18 protein-coding genes are annotated in these 21672 nt (G+C 68.1%); 10 read left to right on the forward strand and 8 right to left on the reverse strand.

From position 1 onward, the window contains the following. The 5 genes from FHW85_RS17410 to FHW85_RS17430 are packed head-to-tail and all read right to left on the reverse strand — an operon-like array spanning position 1 to position 5054. Positions 1–795: a MipA/OmpV family protein gene (locus FHW85_RS17410; protein ID WP_168649086.1), complete on the reverse strand. Its 795-nt coding sequence runs from the start codon at positions 793–795 to the stop codon at positions 1–3. Continuing rightward, positions 792–1745, reverse strand: a complete 954-nt coding sequence (locus tag FHW85_RS17415; RefSeq protein WP_168649087.1) for an HlyD family efflux transporter periplasmic adaptor subunit — start codon at positions 1743–1745, stop codon at positions 792–794. Before FHW85_RS17415 ends, FHW85_RS17410 begins: the two co-directional genes overlap by 4 nt. Beyond that, positions 1742–2494, reverse strand: coding sequence for an ABC transporter ATP-binding protein (locus FHW85_RS17420; RefSeq protein WP_168649088.1), 753 nt, complete (start codon positions 2492–2494; stop codon positions 1742–1744). Before FHW85_RS17420 ends, FHW85_RS17415 begins: the two co-directional genes overlap by 4 nt. Next, the gene (locus FHW85_RS17425; RefSeq protein ID WP_167252146.1) at positions 2491–3624 is read right to left on the reverse strand and encodes an FtsX-like permease family protein; all 1134 of its coding nucleotides are present in this window, start codon (positions 3622–3624) and stop codon (positions 2491–2493) included. Before FHW85_RS17425 ends, FHW85_RS17420 begins: the two co-directional genes overlap by 4 nt. Next, positions 3624–5054, reverse strand: a complete 1431-nt coding sequence (locus FHW85_RS17430) for a TolC family protein (RefSeq protein WP_343203712.1) — start codon at positions 5052–5054, stop codon at positions 3624–3626. Before FHW85_RS17430 ends, FHW85_RS17425 begins: the two co-directional genes overlap by 1 nt. A 269-nt stretch (positions 5055–5323) precedes the next feature. On the opposite strand from FHW85_RS17430, the gene FHW85_RS17435 reads away from it, so the two are divergent. The 3 genes from FHW85_RS17435 (at position 5324) to FHW85_RS17445 (ending at position 9820) form a co-directional block, all read left to right on the forward strand. Further along, a complete protein-coding gene (locus tag FHW85_RS17435; RefSeq protein WP_168649090.1) occupies positions 5324–6052 on the forward strand; it encodes an MtnX-like HAD-IB family phosphatase in 729 nt (242 codons plus the stop codon). Positions 6053–6086: 34 nt separating this feature from the next. Beyond that, positions 6087–7496, forward strand: coding sequence for an aminotransferase class III-fold pyridoxal phosphate-dependent enzyme (locus FHW85_RS17440; RefSeq protein ID WP_167252143.1), 1410 nt, complete (start codon positions 6087–6089; stop codon positions 7494–7496). Between the two features lie 587 nt (positions 7497–8083). Next, a complete protein-coding gene (locus FHW85_RS17445) occupies positions 8084–9820 on the forward strand; it encodes a YadA-like family protein (protein WP_168649091.1) in 1737 nt (578 codons plus the stop codon). A gap of 188 nt (positions 9821–10008) precedes the next feature. Here the strand turns inward: FHW85_RS17445 and FHW85_RS17450 are convergent, their stop codons facing one another. From FHW85_RS17450 to FHW85_RS17465, 3 genes are all read right to left on the reverse strand, one after another. Then, positions 10009–11076: a fimbrial protein gene (locus FHW85_RS17450; protein ID WP_210427838.1), complete on the reverse strand. Its 1068-nt coding sequence runs from the start codon at positions 11074–11076 to the stop codon at positions 10009–10011. 235 nt (positions 11077–11311) lie between these two features. Continuing rightward, positions 11312–12766 (reverse strand): ATP-binding protein, encoded by a 1455-nt coding sequence (locus tag FHW85_RS17460; protein ID WP_343203542.1) that lies wholly within the window; start codon positions 12764–12766, stop codon positions 11312–11314. Next, entirely contained in the window at positions 12763–13443 is a 681-nt protein-coding gene (locus FHW85_RS17465) for a response regulator transcription factor (protein ID WP_168649094.1), read from the reverse strand. Before FHW85_RS17465 ends, FHW85_RS17460 begins: the two co-directional genes overlap by 4 nt. Positions 13444–13650: 207 nt before the next feature. Between FHW85_RS17465 and FHW85_RS17470 the strand changes: the two genes are divergently transcribed. The 7 genes from FHW85_RS17470 to FHW85_RS17500 all read left to right on the forward strand — a co-directional run bounded on the left by FHW85_RS17470 (position 13651) and on the right by FHW85_RS17500 (position 21577). Further along, the gene (locus tag FHW85_RS17470) at positions 13651–14316 is read left to right on the forward strand and encodes a PepSY-associated TM helix domain-containing protein (RefSeq protein ID WP_167252140.1); all 666 of its coding nucleotides are present in this window, start codon (positions 13651–13653) and stop codon (positions 14314–14316) included. 17 nt (positions 14317–14333) lie between these two features. Further along, the gene (locus FHW85_RS17475; protein WP_168649095.1) at positions 14334–14849 is read left to right on the forward strand and encodes a DUF2271 domain-containing protein; all 516 of its coding nucleotides are present in this window, start codon (positions 14334–14336) and stop codon (positions 14847–14849) included. Positions 14850–14885: 36 nt separating this feature from the next. Continuing rightward, the gene (locus FHW85_RS17480; protein WP_168649096.1) at positions 14886–15698 is read left to right on the forward strand and encodes a DUF4198 domain-containing protein; all 813 of its coding nucleotides are present in this window, start codon (positions 14886–14888) and stop codon (positions 15696–15698) included. Between the two features lie 8 nt (positions 15699–15706). Beyond that, a complete protein-coding gene (locus FHW85_RS17485; protein WP_168649097.1) occupies positions 15707–16663 on the forward strand; it encodes an FAD:protein FMN transferase in 957 nt (318 codons plus the stop codon). Continuing rightward, positions 16660–18267 carry a sulfite reductase subunit alpha gene (locus FHW85_RS17490; RefSeq protein WP_168649098.1) on the forward strand — a complete coding sequence of 536 codons (1608 nt, stop codon included), beginning with the start codon at positions 16660–16662 and terminating at the stop codon, positions 18265–18267. The genes FHW85_RS17485 and FHW85_RS17490 overlap by 4 nt, the downstream gene beginning before the upstream one ends. Positions 18268–18443: 176 nt before the next feature. Then, positions 18444–20675, forward strand: coding sequence for a M1 family metallopeptidase (locus FHW85_RS17495; RefSeq protein ID WP_168649099.1), 2232 nt, complete (start codon positions 18444–18446; stop codon positions 20673–20675). Then, the gene (locus tag FHW85_RS17500; protein ID WP_210427839.1) at positions 20675–21577 is read left to right on the forward strand and encodes a hypothetical protein; all 903 of its coding nucleotides are present in this window, start codon (positions 20675–20677) and stop codon (positions 21575–21577) included. Before FHW85_RS17495 ends, FHW85_RS17500 begins: the two co-directional genes overlap by 1 nt. Positions 21578–21672 lie beyond the last annotated feature (95 nt).

The raw sequence follows: 21672 nt of genomic DNA on the forward strand, positions 1-21672 counted from the left end.
CTACGGCGCGAAGCGGTAGACCAGGGCCATCGAGCCGGTGAACTGGTCGGCGGTGCCGAAGCCGCGCACCAGCGGGCTGTCTTCCGCGTTGCCGAGCAGGCGCGCATAAGAGAGCGAGAACACCGTGGCCAGATGGCGGCCCAGCGGAATCAGGCCGTCGTATTCCAGCCCCACCTGCTGGCTGCCGCCGCCCGGCTGCCACGGCGCCACGCCCAGCGCGGCGGCTTCCACCGCCGACAGGCCGAAGAAGCGGCGCATCGCCGGGCCGTTCATCCACTGCCATTGCAACTGCAGGCCGTGCTCGTAGCGGCCGATCGGCGGCAGCGCGGTAAAGGCGTACAGATTGAAATAAGCGCCGGCGCCCAGCGTGTCGTGCGCGGCATTCATGCCCACGTTCTGCGCTTCGCTGAAGTCGTATTCCACATAGCCGCCCGCGTTGAGCCGCGGCGACAGCGAGGTGACCTTGCCGCCGAGCCGGCCGAGATCCTCGTGGCTGCGGCCCCACTGGTAGTTGCCGTACAGGCCGCCGTGCAGATGCTCGCCCATGATCAGGTCGAGCGTAGCGCCGTCGTCGGTGGACAGCGTGATGCGGTCGCCGAGCTTGGCCTGCACGTAGGGCGCGAGCTGGTCGCGGTGCGCGCGCGAACCCTGCCAGGCCGGCAGGCGGATAAAGCCGGCGCCGACCAGGTCGGCGTCGCTGGCCGAGGCGACGGTGTCGTCCGCGCGGCAGGGCGCGGCGATACCGAGCAGGGCGGCGCAGGCGGACGCCGCGAGCCAGCGGGCGAACGCACTCACGGCTGTTTCGGCTCCGCGTTCTTCGCGCCCGCATCGCCCGCGCTGAAACGCACCAGCACGCGCTGGCCGATGCGCGCCGAGGCCGGCGGCGGCTGGTCGAAGGCGAGCACGCATTCCACCGTGCGCGTGTTGGCGCGCACCAGCGGGTCGTCTTCCAGCGCGCTGGCGCCGAACACGGTGCCGATGCGCAGCACGTGCGCACTGAGGTTGGGCATGCCGCTGCCGCTGTCGTCCACCACCTCGGCGCGCATGCCGGTGCTCACCGCGCGCACGAAGGATTCGTTGAGCTCGGCGCGCACCAGGCGCGGCTGCTCCGGCAGCAGCACGAAGGCCGGACCGCCCTGCGGCGAAGCGGTGGCGCCGGGCTGGATCAGGCGCTGCACGATCTCGCCGTCCACCGGCGCCAGCAGGCTGCGCTGGGCCAGCTCGTAGCGCGCGCCGGCCAGCTTCTGCGCGGCCAGCGCGGCATTGGCGCGCGCATTGGTCAGCTCGCCCTGCAATTGCCGCGAAGCCTCGCGCGCATCGTCGGCGCTCTGCGCGTCACCGGCGCCGGCCTTGGCGGCGGCTTCCAGGCGCTCGGCGCGCTGGTCGGCGGCCTTCATGCGCGATTCGAGCAGGTCGGCCTGGGCCTGGGCCTGCTTCTGTTCCGCCTCGGCCGAGGTGACGGCGAGCTTCGACGGTTCGGTGTCGAGCATGGCCAGCAGCTGGCCCTTCTTCACACGGTCGCCTTCGTGCACCTTGATCTCGGCGACCACGCCGTCGCGCGGCATGCTCAGCTTGAGCAGGCCGCCTTCGATATCGATCTTGCCGCGCGCCACCGCGGCATACGGCGAGACGGCCGGCGCCGGTTTGCCGGTGTCGACGTCGTCGCGCGAGCAGCCGGCCAGCGCGAGCGCGGCGGCGAGGGCGAGCAGGGGGAGGGAGCTCGAAAAGAGCGGGCGCGAACTCATGATGCGGATTCCTTGAGGCCCGGAACGGCGTCCGGCAGCGAGGGCTGGCTGCGGTCGCTGAGGATGCGGCCGTCCTCCATGGCGAGGACGCGGTCGGCATGGCCGACCAGGCGCGGATCGTGGCTGACGCACAGCACGGTGGTGCCGTGCGCGCGGGCGATGCGGTGCAGGATGTCGATGATGGTCTGGCCGTTGGCGGCGTCGAGCGCGCTGGTGGGCTCGTCGGCGAACAGCAGCTCCGGTTCCTTGGCCAGCGCGCGGGCGATCGCCACGCGCTGCTTCTCGCCGCCGGAGAGTTCCGACGGGCGCAGGCGCATGCGCGGACCTAAGCCCACTTCTTCCAGCGAGGCCACCGCGCGGCGGCGCGCCTCGCGCGGTGCCAGGCCCAGGTAGCTCAGCGGCAGTTCCACCTGTTCCACCGCATTCAAAGCCGGAAACAGATTGAAGCCCTGGAACACGAAGCCGGTGTGCAGCAGGCGGAAGCGTTCCAGTGCACGGATGTCGAGCTGGCCCAGGTCCTGGCCCAGCGCGGTGACCTGGCCGGCATCCGGGCGCTGCAGGCCGCTGAGGATCGCCAGCAAAGTGCTCTTGCCGCAGCCGGAGGGGCCGGAAATCAGCGTGAGTTCGCCGGAGCGCATGTCCAGCGTGAGGTCGTGCAGCACGGTGCTGCGCACGCGGCCGGACTCGAACGACTTGGCCACGCCGCGCGCCTGCAGCGAGATGGTGGAGGAAGGCATGCCCGCGTTCATCGCAACAGGCTCGCCGGATCGGCGCGGCGCAGGCTGCGCATCGCCGCGAGGCCCGACACGATGGCCAGGCCCATGCCCAGCAGCAGGCAGGCGGCCACGGTGATCGGGTCCAGCGCCACCGGCACGCTGCGGCTGCGCGCGAAGGCGAAGAAGATGCCGCCCAGCAGTGCGCTGCCGACCAGGCCGATCGCGCCGACCCAGAACGCCTGCTCCATCACCACTTTGCGCAGCGCGCCGACACCCACGCCCAAGGCATTGAGCGTGGCGTATTCGCGCACCGAGCCGATCACCGCCGCGACCAGGGTCTGGCTGGTGATCACCGCGCCGACCAGGAACACGATGCCGGCCAGGAACAGCACGCCGGCGCCGGCGCCGGTGTCGAACATCCAGTAGAGCTGCGAGCGGCGGGCGAAATCGCGCGCGGTCCACACGTCGTAGCTGCCGAACGAGGTGGTGCCGCGCAGGCGCGCGGCCACCGCGGCGGCCTGGTCGGGGTCGTGCACCTTGGCCACGAAGTAGGTCATGCGGGTGGCATTGGCCGGGTCGGTATCGAGTTCGGCGGCGGTGGCCAGCGAGGCCACCACGTTGACGCCGCCCAGCGCGCGCAGGCCGCTGCTGACGCCGACCACGCGCACGCGGTGGCCGTTGATCACCGCCTTGTCGCCCACCTGCACGCCGAGGCTGCCGAGGTCGGCGCGATCGACGATCACCGCGCCGGGCTCGTTGAGGCGCGCGCGCAGCGCGGCGGGCAGGGCGTGCGCGAACATCATGCCGTCGGCGCGGGTGTCGATGCCGGAGACGAACACCGAGACGCCGCCGGTGTCGCTGGGGCCGCGCCAGTCGGCGTCGACCCAGTGGAAAGGCTCGACCTGGGTCACCGCCGGATCCATGCGCAGGCGCATTTCCACGCCGGCGTCGATCGGCCGTCCCAGGTTCACGCTCTGCGTGCCCGGGTAGCCGGCCCACAGGTCGGCGGAGGAGCCGGTGATGTACACGCTGGCGCTGCCGAAGATGCCCAGCACCAGGGCCGCCTGCAGCAGCTGCAGCAGGCCGGCGAAGCCGACCGCGAGGATGGCGGGCAGGAAGCGGCGCCATTCGTAGACCAGGGTCTTGCGGGCCAGCGCCACCATCAGTTGGCGCTCCGCGGCGGCGGGGGCGGCGGCATCGGCGCGCCGCCCAGGGCCTTGTAGAGCGAGACGTAGGCGAGGTCGCGCGCGGCGATCGCGCTGGCCAGTTCCAGCTCGGCGCGGTGGCCTTCGATCAGGCTGTCCTGCACCTCCAGCTTGCTGCCCAGGCCGAGCTCGGCGCGCTTGCGCACCGCGTCGCCGCCGCCGCGCGAGGCGTCGGCGGCCTGCTGCAGCGCCTGTTCGCGGCCGCGCAGCTGCTCCAGGTCGCCCAGCGCCACTTCGGTTTCGGCCACGCCCTGCAGCACGGCCTGGCGGTAGGCCAGCAGGGCGGCGTTGAGTTCGTGGTCCTTGGCGTGCGCCAAGGCCACGCGCTGGCCCCAGTCGAACAGCGGAATGTCGATGACCGGGCCGGCCGAGAAGATGCCCTCGTGGTTGCGCGCGCGGTGGTTGGTGGCGATGTTGATCGACCACTGGATCGACGAGCCGAAACCGATGTGCGGGTAAATGTCCTTGCGCGCCAGGCCCAGCTCGCCGGCGGCGCGCAGTACCTCGGCCTCGGCGCCGGCGATCTCCGGCCGCGCGCGCAGCAGGTCGGCCGGCGCGGCGGTGAGCTGCCAGGCGCCCAGGCGCGGCTGCGCGCCGGCTTCGAGCCAGGCCGGGTCGGGTTCGTTCTGGCCCAGCAGCACGGCCAGCTGCTGCGCGCTGGCGTTGATCGCCTGGCGCGGCTCGGACAGCGCGGCCTCGGCGCGGGCCAGCTCGGCCGACGCGCGCGCCGCTTCCGTGGGCGGCGCCAGCTTCAGGTCGACCCGGGTCTGCAGCAGGCGGGCCTTTTCCCGCTGGGCGTCGCGGATGCCCAGCAGCAGGGCTTCCTGGCGCTGCGCCGAGCGCAGTTCCACCCAGCGGCGGGTGACTTCGGCCACCAGCGAGACCTGGGCGCCGCGCAGCGCGGCCTGGGTGCCGTTGAGCTGGCCGTCGGCGACGCGCCTGCTGCTCTGCCAGGCGCCGAACAGCGGGAATTCCCAGCTGGCGTCGAAGCCGACCATGAAATAGGAGGCGCTGGTGTCCGGATTCACCACGTCGTTGGTGCGTGCGTGGAGATTGGGCAGGTAGCCGTCGCGCGAGTGGCCGTTGAGCTGGCGGGCCGCCTGCAGGCGTTCGGCGGCCTGGGCCACGTCGAGGTTGTTGGCCAGCGCGCGGTCGATCAGCCCGTCCAGCGCCGGATCGCCCAGCGCCTGCCACCAGCCGCGCAGGTCGGCCGCGGGCGGCGCCACGTTGGCGGGGGCGTTGCGCCAGGCCTCGGGCAGGGACGGCTTCAGCGCCGGCACGGGGGCGACCGAGCAACCGGCCAGCAAGGTACCGAGAAGCGCGCAAAGCAGCACCGGCGCGAGGCGTCCGATACGCGCGTTCGACGGTGGAATAGCGGTTGAGAACACGTCTTTCCCGGTCATCGGCGGAGGGTGGCTGCCTGGTCGCGGCCGCCTGGGAACCCGCGCCTGGCGGCCCGGCCGGGTGGGGCCGGCGAGCCAAGCCGTGCAGGGTATCGGCCTATGGTGACAGACAGCAATGGCATGAGCGGCGAGCATAACGTCCGGTGTCTTATGTTGGGCTTCGGATACATGACTTCCGGCGGGGTGAATCCGGAAAGGGGGCCGAAAGGGGTGCACGCCTAAGGTTCAGGTATCGTGAACCCTGGAGTCACCGCGTGACGGCTTGGAACATCCTCTGCGACTTCGACGGCACCATCTCCGTCGAGGACGTGATCGACTCGCTGCTGGACCGTTTCGGCCGTCCCGGCTGGGAAGCGCTGGAGCAGGACTGGCGTGCGGGCCGCATCGGTTCGCGCGAGTGCATGAGCGGCCAGGTCGACCTGCTGGACATGAGCCGCGCGCAGCTGGACAAGCACCTGGAAGGCCTGTGGATCGACCACGCCTTTCCGGCCTTCGTCGCCAGGACGCGCGAGCTGGGTACGCCGATCCGCGTGGTCAGCGACGGCCTCGACTACGCCATCCACAAGATTCTCGGCCGCTACGGCCTGGACGACCTGCCGCTGGCCGCCAACCACCTGGCCCCGGCCGAGCCGCCGCGCCAGTGGCAGCTGACCTCGCCGTTCCAGGCCGAGGGTTGCCGCAGCGGCACCTGCAAGTGCGCCTGCGTGGCCCAGGCCCGCAGCGGCGGCGCCAAGACCCTGCTGATCGGCGACGGCGCCTCCGACTTCTGCGCGGCCGACCGCGTCGACTTCGTGTTCGCCAAGCACCGCCTGATCGAGCATTGCCGCGCCGCCGGCATCCCCTACGTGCCGATCACCGGTTTCGAAGATGCGCTGGAACTGCTGCCGCGCCTGCTCGATGGCAGCCTGCTCGCCGAGCATGCCCGTCCGGCGCCGGCCGTCGCCGCGGGCTGTGGCCCGCGGTTGCGCCCGTCATTGACTTAGCAAGACCCTGCCTTTCCCCATTTCGGATTTCTCGATGAACGCTTACGACCCCAACGCCGCCACCGGTGTGATTCCCGACGCGCAGCTGCTGGCCGACGAGGCGCAGTACAGCTCCTTCGGCGACACCGTGCACTATGTGGACCCGCCGAAGATCTTCCGCCACGGCCAGGGCAGCTGGATGTACGACACCGCCGGCGTGCCGTTCCTCGACCTGCAGATGTGGTACTCCGCGGTCAACTTCGGCTACGGCAACAAGCGCCTCAACGACACCTTGAAGGCGCAGATCGACACGCTGCCGCAGGTGGCCAGCCAGTACCTGCACCAGACCCGCATCGAGCTGGCCAAGACGATTGCCGTCGATGCGCAGCAGAAGTTCGGCCTGAAGGGCCGCGTGCACTTCAACGTGGGCGGCGCGCAGGCGGTCGAGGATTCGCTCAAGCTGGTGCGCAACTACAAGAACGGCAAGAGCCTGATGTTCGCCTTCGAGGGCGGCTACCACGGCCGCACGCTCGGCGCGTCGTCGATCACCTCCAGCTACCGCTACCGCCGCCGCTTCGGCCACTTCGGCGAGCGCGCAATGTTCATCCCGTTCCCGTATCCGTTCCGCCGCCCGAAGGGCATGACGCCGGAGGAATACTCCGACGCCTGCGTGCGCCAGTTCGAGCGCCTGTTCGAGACGGAGTACAACGGCGTGTGGGACCCCAAGGTCAACCAGGCCGAATACGCCGCCTTCTACGTGGAACCGATCCAGGGCACCGGCGGCTACGTCATTCCGCCGAAGAACTTCTTCAAGGACCTGAAGAAGGTGCTGGACAAGTACGGCATCCTGATGGTGGTCGACGAGATCCAGATGGGTTTCTGGCGCACCGGCAAGCTGTGGTCGATCGAGCACTTCGGCGTGACGCCGGACGTGATCGTGTTCGGCAAGGCGCTGACCAACGGCCTGAATCCGCTGTCCGGCCTGTGGGCGCGCGAGGAGATGATCAATCCGGAGATCTTCCCGCCGGGCTCCACCCACTCCACCTTCAACTCCAACCCGCTCGGTACGTCGCTGGGCCTCGAAGTCATCAAGATGGGCTACGAGCTCGACTACGAGACCAACGTGGCGAAGAAGGGCGCGCACTTCCTGGACGCGCTGAAGGACCTGCAGAAGCGCCACAAGGAAATCGGCGACGTCGACGGTCTTGGCCTGGCGCTGCGCGCGGAAATCTGCACCGACGACGGCTTCACCCCGAACAAGGCGCTGCTGGACAAGATGGTCGACATCGGCCTGGCCGGCGACCTGGAGCACAACGGCAAGAAGATCGGCCTCGTGCTCGACGTGGGCGGCTGGTACAAGAACGTGATCACCTTCGCGCCCTCGCTGGACATCACGCACGAAGAGATCGACTTGGCCATCGCGCTGCTGGATCAGCTGCTGACCAAGGCCAAGAAGTCGATGTAAGGCTTTGCCGCCGCGGATGTGCCATGCGCGTCCGCGGCGGTGGGTGAGAAGTTTTTTTGTCGATATTTCCCATGCAGGGGAAGCTGGCAAGCAAGGCGGCGCTTCGGTGCCGCCTTTTTTTGTGCGCGAGTGGACGCCTTATTTTCCATGGCGAGTTTTCCCGCTGAGAGCGATATGTGAATTCGTCCATCGCATGGGCGCGTTTTTACTAATTATCCGAATTCGCATTCGGTGAGCGGTTATCTGATTTTTTCCCGTTCCTTTCCCACCTAGCATCAAGTCTCCACATGCGCCGGGATGCGCGGAGGGGCGCGATATCTGTTTCCACGGCGGGGTTGCACCGGTCCATCAAAAAGGCCGGATGTGGAGTTGTGCACGCTAATAACGGGAGATCTGGAATGAATGGGTTTTATCGCGCTTTTCGATATACAAGAAATACACGGAGCATGCTTGCGCCGGCACAGCGAGGGCAGGGAGACCGGCGAAGAGGTTTTCGGCAGCGGCGGCGCCTTCCCTTGACAGGGGCGGGCCTGTGGCTCATCGGGGCCGCGCTGGCAGCGCATGCGCCCGCTGGCCGCGCGAGGGAAATGCTCTATATCAATGACAACGACGACACCAGCTGCGGCGTGTTCAACGAATCCCTCGGCAGCCAGATAGCCAGCGCGGTCTGCAATATCGGCAGCCTTGCCGAGCTGCGCGCGCAGGGCGTGGTGGTCGGGGCGATGGTCGTCAACAGCAAGGGTACGTTCGTCAATGGCGGGCTTTCGATCGGCGGCGCGTTCGATGTGGGGTCGAACCAGATCCACGCCCTGCAGGCCGGCACCTTGGCCACCGACGCCACCAATGTCGGCCAGTTGTCGCCGATGGTGGATGCGCTCGGCGGCGGAGCGAAGCTCGATACCTCCAGCGGCGCCGTGTCCGGTCCCGCCTATGTGCTGGCCAATGGCGGCACGCGCACCACGGTAGGCGGTGCCTTGAGCGGGCTCGATGGCGCCATCACCGACAACAAGGACAACATCACCGGCTTGCAGAGCCTGATCGCGCAGGATGCGCTCAGCGGGACGATCCGCCTGGGCGGGACGCTGGGCGGCAACGCGGTCGACCTGTCCAGCAAGAGCGGCGGCAGGACGCAGACACGCCAGTTGACCGGCTTGTCCGAAGGCGCCCTGTCGAGCATCAGCACGGATGCGGTGACCGGCGCCCAGCTCCACGCCACCAATCAGAACGTCGCCGGCAACCGCAGCGACATCAGCCTGCTGCAGAACCGCATCGATAACGGCCTCGCCGGCCTGGTGCTGCAGGACGCAGCCACGCGAACCGTCACCGTGGCTGCCGCCAGCGATGGCGGCGCGGTCGACTTCACCGGCACCGACGGCGTGCGCGTGCTCAGCGGCGTCGCCGACGGCAAAGCTGATCATGATGCGGTGACGATCGCTCAATTGAAGGCGGTAGGCCTGGTCGGCCCGGAGGGCAACACGCTGGCCGCACTGGTGTACGACGACCTCGCGCTGGGCAGCGCCACCCTGGGCGGCACGCATGGCACGGTGATCCGCAATCTCGCGGCCGGCACGGTGGCGCTGGGCAGCATGGAGGCCGTCAACGGCGGCCAGCTCTACGACCTGCGGGTGGAGTTGGGCGATCAGATCGGCGTGTTGAATGGCCGCGTCGATACGCTCAACGTGAAAGTCGACGCGCTCCATCCGGTGCTGGTTAAGGACCCGGTTCCCGGGGGCAGGAACGAACCCGCCATCGCGCCGGGCACGGCACTTGGCAGTACCGCCGTCGGTGCCGGCGCTGGCGCTACCGGAAGCGGCAGCACCGCGGTGGGCACGGGCGCAAGCGCGACGGGTACCGACAGCACGGCGCTCGGCTCGAACAGCACCGCCAGCGGCAACGGTGCCGTGGCGGTAGGCGCTCACTCGGTGGCCGACCGCGACAACACCGTCTCGGTCGGCTCAGCCGGCAACGAACGCCAGATCGCCAACGTGGCCGCCGGCACGGCGCGCACCGACGCGGCGAACTGGGGCCAGGTCCAGGACGCCGTGCGTGAAGTGCAGCACTGGGTGCGCGACCGCTTCCGGCAGGCGAGCCGGCTGGCCAATGCCGGTACGGCAGCGGCGCTGGCGGCGACCAACGTGCCGCAGGCCTACGCGCCCGATCAAAGCGCGCTCGGTGCGGGCATCGGCAGCTTCAAGGGACAGTCGGCACTGGCGGTAGGCCTGTCGACGATCACGCCGGGCGGCCGCTGGGTGCTCAAGGGTAGTCTCACCGGCAATACACAAGGTGATGTGGGGATGGGGGTGGGCGCGGCGATGGTTTGGTAGTCCCGGCCTGCCTCAAGCTTGCTATCTTGGATCGGGCGTCTCGGCGTCCGGTCTCATGCGGAGTGCAATGAATCGTTGAGGCCTTCCATGGCGAAGGCCTCAATCCATAGTTGATAGGTTATGAGTATCCGATTTTGTGATCGGATCTGCCCGATGGTGTCTCGTTCCCCGATCGATGCGGTTTTGCTTCACTGGTAAGAGAAGGTGAACGTAGTCCTGGCATTGACCGCGCCAACGGGAAACTGAGCTCCGGGATTATGGGCATAGAACGCCCTGAAATTCAGGCTCATTGCGCCATTTGGTGTACTTCCGATCTTGATCTGATTGATGGTGCCAGCAGTTGGAGAATCCGGCCCCAGCTTTATTCGTATCTGCTCATCAGCCGAGCTTCTGTACTGGATTCCCACTCCGTAGGTATCGCCTGCATTGGGTGCACCTGTGGCCCTGACTATTTCGCCCGTGTTGGCTGGATTGTTCGCATCGGTGAAAGTCATGAACAACTGCGCACCAGCGGAACAGCTCAGTGAAATACTGAACGGCACGAACCCTGAGCCATAGCCCCCGTTTTCATCGGTGCTGTTGGCGTTTGCAGTAGCTATCGAGATATTGGGAAGAGTCACCGTTTGGGTTGCATTGGTCACGGTGCAAGTCGTGAGAGTGGGTTGTGCGATGGTGTAGCTAATGGTGATAGCGCTGGTGTCTGCGTTCTGATTGGCCCACGCTTGGTTATAGACGCGCGTATAGAGCTTGATGGATTGCGATCCGGCGACGGGCTTTTCGGTTACTTTGACGAGTTCGAGCGCCCCATGCCAACTGAAACTGGTTTGCCCCGCCGGTGCAGCTCCGAGGTTTGCCGCGTTCGCCGTGCCGCCTACCGTGCCTATGGGCATTGCATTACCCGAGGCGTCCAGGATGCGAAAGCCGATACCCGAGGGGCCGCCGGAGATGGTGTAGACATTGCTCAACCCTGGAACGGCCGTGACGGCTTCGTAGCCTCCCATGGCCCACGACTGTCCGCCGGTGATGGTTGTAGAGGGACAGCTCACGGAGAGTGATATCGACTGCTTTCCTCCGGGAATGGCCGCACCCAGTGGAAGGTCCCGCGGAATGTTCAAATTGGAAAGACTTACGCTCGATCCGAGCGTCGGTGTGCCGGTTCCCCTGCAATCCGAGGTTGCTGCGTGCGCGAACTTTGGCGCCAGGGAAGTCACGCCGATCAAGGCGGCAATGACGAGCTGTTTTATGACCGATCGCATGGACGTGGAGGCCCTCTGAATGGATTGAGCCGTTTGTAGTGCAGGCACGGACGCTCGTCGTGACCAGGCTGATCACGCGTCCAGATTCGTGTAGGGATTTTCTTGAGAATGGAAACGTTAGCGCGGCGATCAGGCTTATCAAACCGGAAAATTCTTCAATAAGAAGGCGCAACGATTCTTCCAGAAATCCGCTGAAGCGTTGATCCCGAGGCCGCGGAAGCGATCCGGCGAGGCCTCAGGCGTCGCCGTCCTTCCTCGCGGTGCGTGCATGCGGAAACCGCACCTCCACACGCAGGCCGCCTTCGTTGCCCGCCATGTAGCGCACCTGCGCGCGATGGCGCTGGGCGATGCGCTGCACGATCGCCAGCCCGAGCCCGGTGCCTTCCTCGTTGCAGCCCGGCACACGGAAGAAACGCTCGCCAAGCCGCGCGAGGAAGGCCGGCGGTACGCCGGGGCCGTTGTCCTCCACGCTGAGGCAGGCGCTGTCCTCGTCGTCGGCCACGCCCACCGTCACCATGCTGCCGCGGCCGGCATAGCGCAGTGCGTTGTCGAGCAGGTTGTCGAGCAGCTCCTGCAGGGTGATGCGGTCGCCGTCGATCCACACCGGACCTTGCGGGCCGTCGTAGCCCAGGTCCACACCGGCGGCCAGCGCTTCATGCACGCGCAGGGCGAGCAGTTCCGGCATCAGGCGGCAGAGATCGATCAAGCCGTGCGGGTCGCCGGTCTGATCGGGCGACTGCGCACGGGTGAGTGCCAGCAGCTGTCCCGAGGTGCGCGTGGCGCGCTGGGTCAGGCGCAGGATGTGGTCCAGCGCATCGTTCACCGTTTCCCGCGACGGGTCGGCCTGCGCGCGTTCCACATGCACGCGCAGGCCCGCCAGCGGCGTGCGCAGCTGATGCGCGGCGTCGGCGATAAAGCGCTCCTGCAACGTGAGCATGGCGCGCAGGCGCGCGAACAGGCCGTCGATGGTGCGGGTCAGCGGCAGGATCTCCACCGGCACGTCGGCATCGCCGATCGGCGCCAGATCGTGCTCGCGCGCGGCGAGGCGCGCGGTCAGCGGGTCGAGCTGGCGCAGGCCGATGCGCACGCCGAACCACACCAGCACGAAGACCGACGCGATCAGCAGCGCCTGCGCGGGAATGCTCAGCAGCAGGATCTCACGCGCATTCTGGCGGCGATCGCGCAGCGTCTCGGCCAGGGTGACGGTGAGCGTGTCGCCGGCTTCGTGCGTGCTGTCGATCACCACGCTGGCGGCGCGCAGCTTGCGGCGGTCCACCACCGCATCGAACAGCTTCGGCTCGCCGTTCACCGCCAGCGACAGGCGCGAGGGCGGCACCAGGGTCGAGGTACCCGCGATCAGGCCGTGATGCTCGCTGACGATGCTGAAGTAATTGATGTTGTTGTGGCCCTCGGGGTCGTACTGCAGCAGGAACTTGGCCTGCTCCGAGATCGGCCCGTCCATGCCCATCTGCAGCATGCGCGCCACGGTTTCGGCGCCGCCGGCCAGGTCGCGGTCGTGCACGTGGTTGGAATAGACCAGGGCGCCGGTGTAGGTGACCAGGCTTTCCAGCAGCAGCATCAGCATCAGCGGCACCAGCAGGAACGCGAGCAGGCGCCGGCGCAGGCTCTGCCGGCCATCCGGCTCCAGCAGGCGGTACAGCCAGGGCTGCGCGTCGGGCGCTTCGCTCACTCGGCGCCTTCCTTCGATTCCTCCAGCAGATAGCCCAGGCCGCGGATGGTGCGCACCTGGGTGCCGGAACCGGAAAGCTTGCGGCGCAGGCGGTAGATGGCGATGTCCAGGCCGTTGTCAGTCAATTCCTCGTCCCAGTTGCACAGCGCTTCCACCAATTGCGCGCGGCTGGTGACGCGGTCCGGACGCGCGGCCAGCGCTTCGAGCAGGCCGAATTCGCGCGCGGTCAGCTCCAGCGGCGCGTCGTCCACCCAGGCGCGATGGCCGGGCAGGTCCAGGCGCAGCCGGCCGATGCTCATTTCCGGCGCGCCCTGCGCCGTGTAGCGGCGCAGCAGGGCGCGCACGCGGGCTTCGAATTCGGCCAGGGCGAAGGGCTTGACCAGGTAATCGTCGGCGCCCAGGTCCAGCACGCGCACGCGTTCGCGCAGGCCTTCGCGCGCGGTGATCACCAGCACCGGCAGGCCGGCGCCGCGCTTGCGCAGGCGCTGCAGCACTTCGCTGCCATCCAGGTTGGGCAGGCCCAGGTCCAGGATCAGCAGATCGTAGGGGGTGTCGCGCAAGGCGCTGTCGGCGCGCGCGCCGTCGTTGACGTGGTCCACCGCATGGCCGCTCTGGCGCAGCGAGGCGCAGACGCCGGCGGCGATGGCAGGGTCGTCCTCGGCGATCAGGATGCGCATGCGGGGCTCCTGTCGGCATGCGCCGGGCGGCGCGGGGGCTTGAGTGAATTGCGAGTCATTCTCATCTGTGACAGTATCCGTGCCCGGCCGCATCTCGGCGGCCCGATCGCCCGGCAGCTTAGCGCCCGGACCGATCACTGGGACAGATCGCACGCGGCGCCGTTCATCGCCGGCCAGCGATACCCGCACTTCTTTACGGGCACACGCATGGGCAGGCAGGCGGCAACAGGGGCACACGACGGGCGGAGCCGGGTCTCACAGGATCGGGCGGGACGTTCGTTCTGGCTCAAGCAACTGCATCGCTGGCACTGGATCAGTTCCGCCATGTGCCTGGTCGGCATGCTGCTGTTCGCCGTCACCGGCATCACCCTCAATCACGCCGCCCGCATCGAGGCGAAGCCGCGCACCGAACATCGCGCGGCGCAACTGCCCGCGCCGCTGCTGCGCGCGCTGGCCGGCGAGGACGAACGCAAGGGCGCCGTGCTGCCCGTCGTCGTGGCCGATTGGGTCCGTGGCGCGGTGGATGTCGACGTCGCCGGCCGCCCCGCCGACTGGTCCGCCGACGAGATCTACCTGTCCATGCCGCGCCCCGGCGGCGACGCCTGGCTCAGCATCGACCGCGCCAGCGGCAAGCTGGAATACGAGCGCACCACGCGCGGCTGGATCTCCTATCTCAACGACCTGCACAAGGGCCGCAACGCCGGCCCGGTGTGGGGCTGGTTTATCGACCTGTTCGCGCTGGCCTGCGTGGTGTTCTCCGTCACCGGCCTGCTCCTGCTGAAAATGCATGCCGCCCAGCGCGGCGCCACCTGGCCGCTGATCGCGTTCGGGCTGGTGCTGCCGCTGGTGCTGGCCCTCATCTTTATTCACTGACACCGAAGGAGCGCCCGATGCGCCGCCTGCTCTACACCATGCCCGTCCTGCTGCTCGCCGCGCCGGCGGCGGCGGCCGATCTCGACGTCACCGTGCAGATCCCGCAACTGGACGTCGCCGAGTACCACCGCCCTTACACCGCGGTGTGGATCGAGCGCGAGGACCACAGCGTCGCCGCGCAGCTGGCCGTGTGGTACGCGCAGAAGGAAAGCAAGGAAGGCGCCGGCACCAAGTGGCTGCCAGAACTGCGCCAGTGGTGGCGCCGCGGCGGCCGCGAGCTGCAGATGCCGGTGGACGGCGTCTCCGGCGCCACGCGTCCGGCCGGCGCGCAGCAGCTGAAGTTCAAGCAGGGCAAGGCGCCGCTGGGCGAGCTGGCGCCCGGCAAGTACGAGCTGGTGGTGGAAGCGGCGCGCGAAGTCGGTGGCCGCGAAGTGGTGCGCGTGCCGTTCACCTGGCCGGCCGCCGCGCCGCAGCACCTCGATGCCAGGGGCAGCGCCGAACTGGGCGCGGTCAAGCTCGATCTGGCGCCCTGAGCGCGGCGTTTCCCTCTTCATTGCAAGGAGTCACTCATGTCGCTTCGTTCGTTCTCCCTGTCCGCGCTCGCCCTGGCTCTCTGTCTGCCGTTCGCTGCGCAGGCGCACAAGATGTGGATGCTGCCCTCGGCCACCAATGTCTCCGGCGCCGATCCGTGGGTGACGGTGGATGCCGCCGTATCCAACGACCTGTTCTTTCCCGACCACGTGCCGGGCGACCTGTCGCGCCTGGTCATCACCGCGCCGGACGGCCAGATGGCCAAGGCCGAGAACAGCGTCACCGGCAAGTACCGCAGCGTGTTCGATGTGCATCTGACCCAGCAGGGCACCTACAAGCTGGCCCTGGTGAATGCCGGCGTGTTCGCCAGCTACGAGCTGGGCGGCGAGAAGAAGCGCTGGCGCGGCGACGCGGCGAACCTGGCGAAGGAGCTTCCCGCCGGTGCGAAGAACGTGGAAGTGAACGAGTCGGTCAACCGCGTGGAAACCTTCGTCACCAACGGCAAGCCCAGCGACGCCGCCCTCAAGCCCGGCGGCAAGGGCCTGGAGCTGGTGCCGGTCACCCACGTCACTGACCTCGTCGCGGGCGAAGGCGCCACTTTCCAGCTGCTGCTGGACGGCAAGCCGGCCGGCGACGTGAAGGTCACCGCCATCGCGGGTGCCACGCGCTACCGCAACGCGCAGGACGAGTTCGACGCCACCACCGGCAAGGACGGCAAGTTCACCCTGACCTGGCCCAAGGCCGGCATGTACTGGATCAACGCCAGCACGCAGGACGACAAGACCAGCGTGAAGCAGGCCAAGCAGCGCCGCCTGTCGTATACGGCGACGCTGGAAGTGCTGCCGCAGTAAACCGCGCGATGACGGCAGCGGCGCACGCCGTGCACGAGCTGCACGGCCACACCATGGGCACCACCTGGTCGGCGCGCGTCGTCGCGCCGGCCGGTCTGCCCATGCGCGAGTGGCAGGACGGCGTGCAGCGCTGCCTCGATGGCGTCGATGCGCAGATGAGCACCTACAAGCCGGACTCCGCGCTGTCGCGCTACAACGCGGCGCCAGCCGGCACCTGGCAGACCTTGCCGGAGGAGTGCTTTGCGGTGATCGCGCATGCCTTGCGGCTGGCGCAGGCGACGGGGGGCGCCTACGACCCGACCGTTGGACCGCTGGTCAATCTCTGGGGCTTCGGTCCGGACGCGCAGCCCGGGCAGACGCCATCCGACGCAGCCATCACCGCCGCGCGCGAACGCATCGGCTGGTGGAAACCGCAACTCGACGAAGCGGCGCGGCAGATCTTCCAGCCCGGCGGCGTCTATATCGATCTCTCGTCGATCGCCAAGGGCCATGGCGTGGATCGCATCGGCGACTGGCTCGACCAGGCCGGCGCACAGGCGTGGCTGGTGGAAGTCGGTGGCGAGATGAAGGCGCGCGGCACAAAGCCTGACGGATCGCCTTGGCGTGTCGGCATCGAGCGTCCGGATGGTTCCGGCGCCTACGATCACGTGATTGCCTTGCGTGGATGCGCCATCGCCACATCCGGCAACTATCGGCGCAGCTACATGCAGGGCGGCGCGCTGCGCTCGCATCATATCGATCCGCGCACCGGCTATCCGGTGGCGAGCGCGGTGGCGTCGGTGAGCATTCTCGCCGCATGCGCCATCGATGCCGATCCGCTCGGCACCGCCATGACCTTGCTGGGGCCGGACGATGGCCTGGCATTCGCACGCGAGCGCGAGCTGGCCGTGCTGTTCGTGCTGCATGGCGAACGCGGCTGGCAGACGCGCATGTCGCCGGCCTTCGAAGCGGCACTGCGCGCGTGACGAAGCCGGTCGCTGCCAGCCGGGGCGAGGCGCTTGGCTATGCGCTGGTGTTGCTGCCGTTGCTCGCGCTGGCGGCGTGGTTGTTTTCGTTGCATGCCGGCGCGTTGCAGTGGCGTGATCCCGGAGCGCTGCGCTGGCTGGAAGCATCGGCGAGCGTGCTCGCATGGCTGGCTTTGATCGCTGCGCTGCATTGGCATCGCCGCAAGCCGGATGCCAACGATGCGGCAAGCGCCGACGCGCTTTTGATCGCCTGCGCCAGCCAGACCGGCTTCGCCGCGCAGCTGGCGAGCCAGACCGCGGAAAGCTTGCGCACTGCCGGCATGCCGGTGCGTCTGGTGCCACTGGGCACGCTCGACGAAGCAGCATTGCGCAGCGCCGGCCGCGTGTTGTTCATCGTCAGCACCACGGGCGAGGGCGACGCACCGGACGAAGCAGCCGCCTTCGAACGAGGCTGCCTCTCCCATATCGGCAATCTTGCCGGCCTGCGCTACGGCCTGCTCGCCCTGGGCGACAGCGACTACGCCGACTTCTGCGGCTTCGGCCACCGCCTGCGCCATTGGCTGGCGCAATCCGGCGCGCAGCCGCTGTTCGATCCGGTGGAAGTGGACAACGGCGACGCCGGCGCGCTGCGCCATTGGCAACACCATCTGGCCATGCTCAGCGGCGCCACCGAGATGCCCGATTGGCAACGGGCGCCGTATGGAAGTTGGCGGCTGGCCGAGCGCCGGTTGCTCAATCCGGGCAGCCTGGGTGGCCCTTGCTTCCATCTCGCCTTGCGGCCGGAAGATGGCGCGCTGGCATGGGAAGCCGGCGACATCGCGGAGATCGAACCGCGCCATGCCGCGGATACGGTGTGTCGATGGCTGGCCGCCACCGGATTCGATGGCACGACCGTGGCCGGCAACGAAACCTTGCTGGACCGCCTCGCGCGCAGCCATCTCCCCGAACCCGCGGACGTCGCCGGCCTCGACGCGGCAAGCCTCGCCGCGCAACTGCAGGCATTGCCGCATCGCGAATACTCCATCGCCTCGATTCCCGCCGACGGTGCGCTGCACCTGCTGGTGCGCCGGATGCAACACGGCGACGGGCGCGCGGGCCTGGGCTCCGGTTGGCTGACGCAACATGCGCAGTTGGCTTCGCCCATCGCACTGCGCATCCGCGCCAACCCCTCGTTCCGCCCACCGGCCGCGGAGTTGCCGCTCATCCTGATCGGCAACGGCACCGGCCTGGCCGGCCTGCGCGCACTGCTGAAGGCGCGCATCGCCGCTGGCGCGCGCCGCCACTGGCTGCTGTTCGGCGAGCGCCAGCCCGATCGCGATTTCTTTCACCGCGACGAACTCGAACGCTGGCAGCGCGAAGGCTGGCTGGAACGGCTGGACCTGGCCTGGTCGCGCGAACCGGCGGCGCCGGCCTATGTGCAGCAGCGCGTGCGCGAGTCCGCCGCGCTATTGCGGAGCTGGGTCGAACAAGGCGCAGCGATCCGCGTATGCGGCAGCCTCGCCGGCATGGCGCCGGCCGTGGACGAAGCCCTGCGCGAGGTCTTGGGCGACGAGCGGCTCGAGCAGATGCGCATGGATGGACGCTACCGAAGAGACGTCTACTGAAGGCGCAGGTTGGGGTGAGCCGCAGGCGAACCCCAACCATGCGATGCGCCAAGGGCGGGCCTGTTGGGGTTCGCCTGTGGCTCACCCCAACCTGCGTGTCTTAAGCGTGACCTTTGGCCTATGCCTCGACCCGTGCCCATGGCGCAACCTGCCGTATCACCTGGGGAGAGACAAAGATGGTGGGACGAGGGGGCAGGACCATAGGACTGCTGCTGGCGCTGGCCGCCGCATGGGCAGTGCTCGGACAGGACGCACCGGCGCCGGCGAGCAGCAGCCCGCCAGCGCAGCCGGCAGTGGCGCCGGCACCCGCCGCGCCAGCCGAGATTCCGCTCGCCGGCGCCAACGCCGCCGGTGCGCGCCAGGCCAGCGCGCCGAATGCATGGGGCGGCGAACGCAGCGGGAATGAGCCGACGCTGTCCGATCGCGTGGTCGGCTACCGCATCGACGCGGAGCTCGATGCCGCCAAGCACGCCGTCACCGGCAGCGAGCAGATGACCTGGCGCAACCGCAGCGACCGTCCGGTGCGCAGCGTCTACCTGCATCTGTACCTCAACGCCTTCAAGAACGAAGGCAGCACCTTCTTCACCGAACGCCACGTGCTTACCGCGCACGGACGCTCGCGCGGCGCGGCGACGCTGAAGAAAGGGCAGTGGGGCTATATCGATCTCAAGCGCGTGCAGCAGGGCAGCGCGGCGCTGAAGTGGAGCTTCGTGCAGCCGGACGGCGGCCCGAAGACCGATCAGACCGTGGTGCGCGTGGACCTGGCCCAGCCGGTCGGCGCGGGCGAAACGCTTACCCTCGATATCGACTTCCTCAGCCAGTTGCCGCGCGTGGTCGAGCGCACCGGCTGGTGGGGCGATTTCAATCTGGTTGCGCAGTGGTTCCCGAAGATCGCGGTGCTGGAACTGCCGGGCGAGCGCGGCGCCGGGGAAGTGCGCTGGAACGCCCACGAATTCCATTTCAATAGCGAGTTCTACGCCGACTTCGGCAGCTACGACGTGCGCCTCACCGTGCCCTCCGACTACACCGTCGGCGCGGTTGGCGAACAGCAGGGTGCGCCGACCCAGGCCAATGGCAAGAGCACCTATCACTTCGTGCAGGGCGACGTGCACGACTTCGCCTGGGTCGCCGCCAAAGGCTATCAGACGCTGGACGGCAGCTTCACCGGGCCGGGCGTGCCCAAGGTTGCCGTGCGCGTGATCTATCCGCCGGAATACAAGGCCAGCGCGCAGCCGGTGCTGAAGGCGACCACCGATTCGCTGGAGTTCTTCTCGCGCACGCTCGGCGCGTATCCGTACCGCACCGTCACCGCGGTGGTGCCGCCGTACAACGGCGCCGAAGCGGGTGGCATGGAATACCCGACCTTCTTCACCGCGGAAGGTTATTCCAAGATCGACGCGCAGACCTCGGACCAGTGGGAAATCGACTTCGTCACCATCCACGAATTCGGCCACGGCTATTTCTACGGCCTGCTCGCCTCGAACGAATTCGAGGAGCCGATGCTCGACGAAGGCCTCAACGAGTATTGGGACGAGCGCATGCTGCGCGAGCGCAACCAGCCGATCCTGGTGCCCAGCTCGTTCGCCGCGCGCATCGGCATCCATCCGTCGATGGACGTGTTCGTGCAGGAGCGCCTCGGTGCCGGGCTGAAGTCGCCGTACGACCCGCTGTCGGAGAACGCGTGGAACCGCTTCTCCAGCAGCAGCTACGGCACGGTCTATTCGCGCACCGCCACGGCCATGCACGACCTGGAAGAGCGCCTGGGCAAGCCGGTGATGGAGAAGGCCTTCCGCGAGTATTACCGGCGCTGGCACTTCCGCCATCCGTCGGTGGCGGATCTGCGTGCCGTGCTGATCGATGTGTCCGGCGACGCGAAGAACGTCAACGAGATCTTCGACCAGTACGTCTACGGCACCTCGTTCATCGACGACCGCATCGCCTCGATCGATAACGACGAAGTGCTGCCGCAGGCCGGCGTGTTCGACAAGGACGGCAAGCGCGACGAAGTCGTCGCGGACGACCTGGAAAAGCAGCTCGACAAGCAGCGCGAGAGCTGGGAGAAGGCGCATAAGAACGCCAAGTCGTGGGAGGGGCCGTTCCCCTGGCGCGGCACGGTGACGGTGGTGCGCGAGGGCGCGCCGGTGCCGCAGCTGCTGCGGGTGACGTTTGCCGACGGCAGCCACGAGGACGTGCGCTGGAACGACAACCGCCGCTGGGCGCGCTTCGTGTTCGACAAGCCGTCGAAGCTGGTCTCGGCCGAGCTCGATCCGGAGCACAAGATCCTGCTCGACGCCGACAAATTGAACGACAGCCGCACCACCAAGGCGAACGCCGCGGCCTCGCGCCGCTGGACGTCCGACATGGCAGCGCTGCTGCAGGCTTTTTACTCCTTCCTGGTGACGCTGTGATGGCCTTCAAGAACTCCCGTCGGGTTTCCCTGGGCGCCTTGTTCGGCGCTCCCGTGGCCGCGCTGCAGTGGCGGCTGTTGCTGCTATGGACGCTGCTGCTGTTGCTGCCCACCGTGGTGGCAGCGCTGCCGCTGCTGCGCACGCTCAGCCAACTGCTGGATCACTCCGTGCATGCCGAGGCCTGGGCGCAGCACTTCGATGCGCTGATGTTCGGCGACACCGTGCGCAGCGTGATGAACAACGGCAGTGGCGTGCAGGGCGGTTTTATCGCCGGTGCGGTGCTGACCGTGCTGCTGGCGCCACTGCTCAATGGCATGGCGGTGGGCGCCGGCCGCGCCGGGCGGCCGCTGGGTTTCGGCCATCTGCTGCAGAGCGGGGTGGTGGAGTACGGCCGCATGTTCCGGCTGATGCTGTGGACGGCGCTGCCGTATGCCGCGGCGCTGTGGGCGGTGAAGTGGAGCATGGATCTGCTGGACGACAAGACCGAGGTGGCGGTGCTGGAGTCGCAGGCGCAGGCGTCGACGCATTGGCTGCTGGCGCTGGCGGTGTTGTTTGTGGTGCTGGCGCAGGTGATCGCTGATTCGGGGCGCGCGGCGTTTATCGCCGACGTTGGCTTGCGCTCGGCGACCAAGGCGTTGTGGCGCGGGTTTGTGCAACTGGTGCGCAGGCCTTTCAGCAGTTTGCTGGTTTATGTGGTGGTGACGGTGGTGGGGTTTGGGGTTGCGTTTGCGTTGGGGGTGGCGCGGGTGCATGTCACTGCGGTGGGGGTTGGCGTTTTGCTGGGGTTTTTGCTGATGCAGGTGGCGGTGATGGCGATGGCTTGGGCGCGGGTGGGGAGGGTGTTTGCGTTGGCGGAGGTGGGGCGCTCACTTGGTGGTGGTGGGCGGCGCGCCGCTTTTTGATCGTCATTCCGGCGTAGGCCGGACGAGCGCGTAGCGCGAAGAACGCCCGCAGGGCGGCCCCGAAGGGGTGAGCGAAGCGAATCATCCAGTGACGG

Origin of the sequence: Dyella sp. SG609 (assembly GCF_012275375.1) — a bacterium.
Lineage (GTDB): Bacteria > Pseudomonadota > Gammaproteobacteria > Xanthomonadales > Rhodanobacteraceae > Dyella_D > Dyella_D marensis.